Source organism: Pseudomonas agronomica (assembly GCF_025917275.1).
Taxonomy (GTDB): Bacteria; Pseudomonadota; Gammaproteobacteria; order Pseudomonadales; family Pseudomonadaceae; genus Aquipseudomonas; species Aquipseudomonas agronomica.
On the sequence record NZ_JAOSHO010000531.1, the window covers coordinates 1 to 3,279 of the forward strand.

Annotated in this window: 2 protein-coding genes and 1 pseudogene; all 3 read right to left on the reverse strand. The window is 53.1% G+C overall.

Annotated elements, in window-relative coordinates:
* Window positions 1-561: pseudogene (locus OC610_RS23945) on the reverse strand (anticodon nuclease); the annotation flags it as partial.
* A 1-nt stretch (window position 562) separates the two neighbouring features.
* Window positions 563-1,783 carry a restriction endonuclease subunit S gene (locus OC610_RS23950; protein ID WP_264431382.1) on the reverse strand — a complete coding sequence of 407 codons (1,221 nt, stop codon included), beginning with the start codon at window positions 1,781-1,783 and terminating at the stop codon, window positions 563-565.
* A partial coding sequence (locus tag OC610_RS23955; RefSeq protein ID WP_264431384.1) for a type I restriction-modification system subunit M occupies window positions 1,780-3,279 on the reverse strand: 1,500 nt, incomplete at its 5' end. The genes OC610_RS23950 and OC610_RS23955, both read right to left, overlap by 4 nt.

Genomic DNA, 3,279 nt, shown 5'->3' on the forward strand with positions numbered 1-3,279 from the left:
CTGATCAAACTCCCGCGTTTCGCGGTCTTCCGGTTCTGGCACATTGCGTGTGCTAATGACCTGATCAAGTAGCGTATAAAAGATGCTCCAGATGAAATTACTCTCTTCGCCCTTGGAGATCTTGAGGTTTCCGGAGCTTTCGTCATCCCCCCGTTCAAGCGAAAAAGTGACCTCCGAAAAGTTTTCGCTGAAATGCGGGGTCAGCTTGTCACTAGTGTAGTGCTGGAAATATCGGACGATATTGCCGTCCTGTCCCAAGTCCCGGAGTATCGCGAGCAGCCAGTCCGTGAAAGAGTTGGGTTGGATCCGCAGTATGGGCTGCGCATCCAGCGTCAAATCGTTATCCCAATAGAACAAGTCTTCGGTAAAGGCGTTGAAGTATAGGATTTTGCTACGCGACAACGCCGGTGGATCAGCCGCCTCCTCGCCCTTGGGTGTGACCAACTGCTTGAACTCGCGCGACAGGCGCGTCTTACCCGTGCCGTTGAAGGCGTAGATCAGTTGCACCTTCTTGTTGGCGTCTTTCAACTGCCGGGCGATTTCGATCAGCGTCTTGCTCATATCACGCCACCTCCTCCTCGGGCTCGGGGAAGCTCAACAGCAAGCCGCGATAGTACTCATATTGTTTCTGGCGCAGCTCAATCTCGCGGGGCAAGCCTTCGCTAATGGAGTTGATCATGGCGTCAAATTTATCGAGGATGGCGACGATACGAGCTTGTTCTACGAGTGATGGAAAAGGCAGTTTCAACTGCTCAAAAGTCCCAAGATTGATATTGCTCTGTGCGCTACTTCTCTCCTTCCCTTTTTCCGCCAGCTTGGCTTTAGTTGCTTGAAGAACAAATTCAACATATGCAGAGCTAGTTTTACTAGGATCAGGAACAAAGCCAATGACACTATCAGGGAAGCAAGCATCAAATCCTAATATGGACGTTTCAGCAATGTTAGCTGCAATTGTGATACACAGCGCCCCCTTAGGCCATAACTTGCTTTGCTTTAAGCCAAGCTCACTATAGGTTTGATCGTAACTTGTGATAATCCGAGCCGCACCTCTGATATCACCCGTTTGTATAAACGGTATATTACCCCCGTATAATCTTTCGTCATTTCTCGGACGATGCTTAGATTTACCCCGCCCAAAATCAAGTGACATCTCGGGCAAAGTCTTCCACTCCACCTCCCCACCTTCAAAACTCAACAACTGCTCGAGATAGTAGCTGTATTGTTTTTTGCGGTCGGCAAGCTCGGCGGTAAGCTTGGCGGTAAGCTCGGAAGTAAGCTCGGTGAAGGAGTCCAATATGCGAACTATTTCAGCCTGTATTTCCAGCGATTTTTTGGGATTGCCTGGGCAGGGGATGGGAACATGGATCTTGACCATCTCCCCTTTTGTCAATTTCGCCCTATCTTTGTTTGGCAAGTAAGGAATAAAATCTACAACACGCAAATAATGGTAGAGAAATTTAGTGTTCAGTCCTTGCTTGCCACGCACAACATGCACGTGATTATTTGCCCAGAACTTTCCACTCGCATATTGCACAGAGTAACTTTCAAGGCTTGATGAGCCGTCCTCTGCAATCAGCACGTACTCGCCGTCATGGGTATATCCATCCACATAGTCTTGGATATTATTCGCGCCATAGTATGGAACTTCCCCAGATATACGTAGCGAAGCCTTTACTGGCCTCCTTTCAGCGTTCGCTACCTCTAGAAAGCGCTCATCACCCAACACCGTCCACTCTACGGCAACGCCATCCAGCAGCTTGCTCACGAAGTTCGCGCCGCTCATGCCTCCAGCTCCTCGCCCTCAATCTCCGCGACGATGGCATCAATGTCCTTGCGCAACTGGTCGATGCGGGCGACAGTGGTTTTCAGGTCGACATTGAGCCGGGCAATATCCACCATTTCGCGGTTGTCTTTCGCTTCCACATAACTGCTGACCGAGAGGTTGTAGTCGTTAGCCGCGATCCTTTCAAAGGGTACCGACTTCGTAAAGTGATCGACATTCGCCTTGCTGTCGAACACCCGCATGATCTGCTCGATATGCGCGTCTTCCAGCAGGTTGTTGTTGGTACCTTTTTTGAACAGCGCGCTAGCGTCGATGAACTGGGTGGTGGTGTCCAGCTTGTGCTTGGAAAGCACCAGAATATTAACGGCGATGGTGGTACCGAAGAACAGGTTGGGCGCTAGCGAGATCACCGTCTCAACATAATTGTTGTCCACCAGGTATTGGCGGATTTTCTGTTCGGCGCCACTGCGGTAAAAGATACCGGGGAAGCAGACGATAGCCGCGCGGCCCTTGCCTGAAAGGTAGCTCAGCGCATGCAGCACGAAGGCGAAGTCCGCCTTGGACTTGGGCGCCAGCACGCCGGCCGGGGCAAAGCGGTCGTCGTTGATCAGCGTGGGGTCGTCGCTGCCGATCCACTTCACCGAATACGGCGGATTGGAGACGATGGCGTCGAAGGGTTTGTCGTCCCCAAAGTGCGGGGCGCGCAGCGTGTCGCCGAGCTGGATGTTGAACTTGTCATAGTTGATGTTGTGCAAAAACATGTTCATCCGCGCCAGGTTGTAGGTGGTATGGTTCACCTCTTGGCCGAAAAACCCATCCTCGATGACATGGGCGTCGAAATGCTTTTTCGCCTGCAGCAGCAGCGAGCCGGAGCCGCACGCTGGGTCGTAGATTTTGTTGACGCTGGTCTGCTTGTGCATCGCCAACTGGGCGATCAGCTTGGACACATGCTGCGGGGTAAAGAATTCGCCGCCGGATTTACCAGCATTGGCCGCATAGTTGGAGATGAGGAACTCATAGGCGTCGCCGAACAGGTCGATGTGACTGGCATCGAAGCTGCCGAACTCCAGCTTGCTCACTCCCTTAAGCACGTCCGCCAAGCGCTTGTTCTTGTCGGCGACGGTATTGCCCAAGCGGTTGCTGGTGGTATCGAAATCGGCGAACAGGCCCTTGATGTCCTGCTCGGAGGCGTAGCCGTTGGCCGAGCTCTCAATGGCGGCAAAGATGCGCGCCAGATCGGTATTCAGGCTGTCGTTGCTGCTGGCCTTGACGGCCACGTTGCTGAACAGCTGGCTGGGGGCAATGAAATAGCCCTTGGTCCTGATGGCGTCATCTTTGGCGGCGGCGATCAGCGGGTCATCATCCTCCATCGCCGCGTAATCAACCGCGCTGTCGCCGCCGGTGATGTAGTCGACGAAGTTCTCGCTGATGAAGCGGTAGAACAGGGTGCCAAGCACGTACTGCTTGAAGTCCCAGCCATCGACGGCGCCACGCAC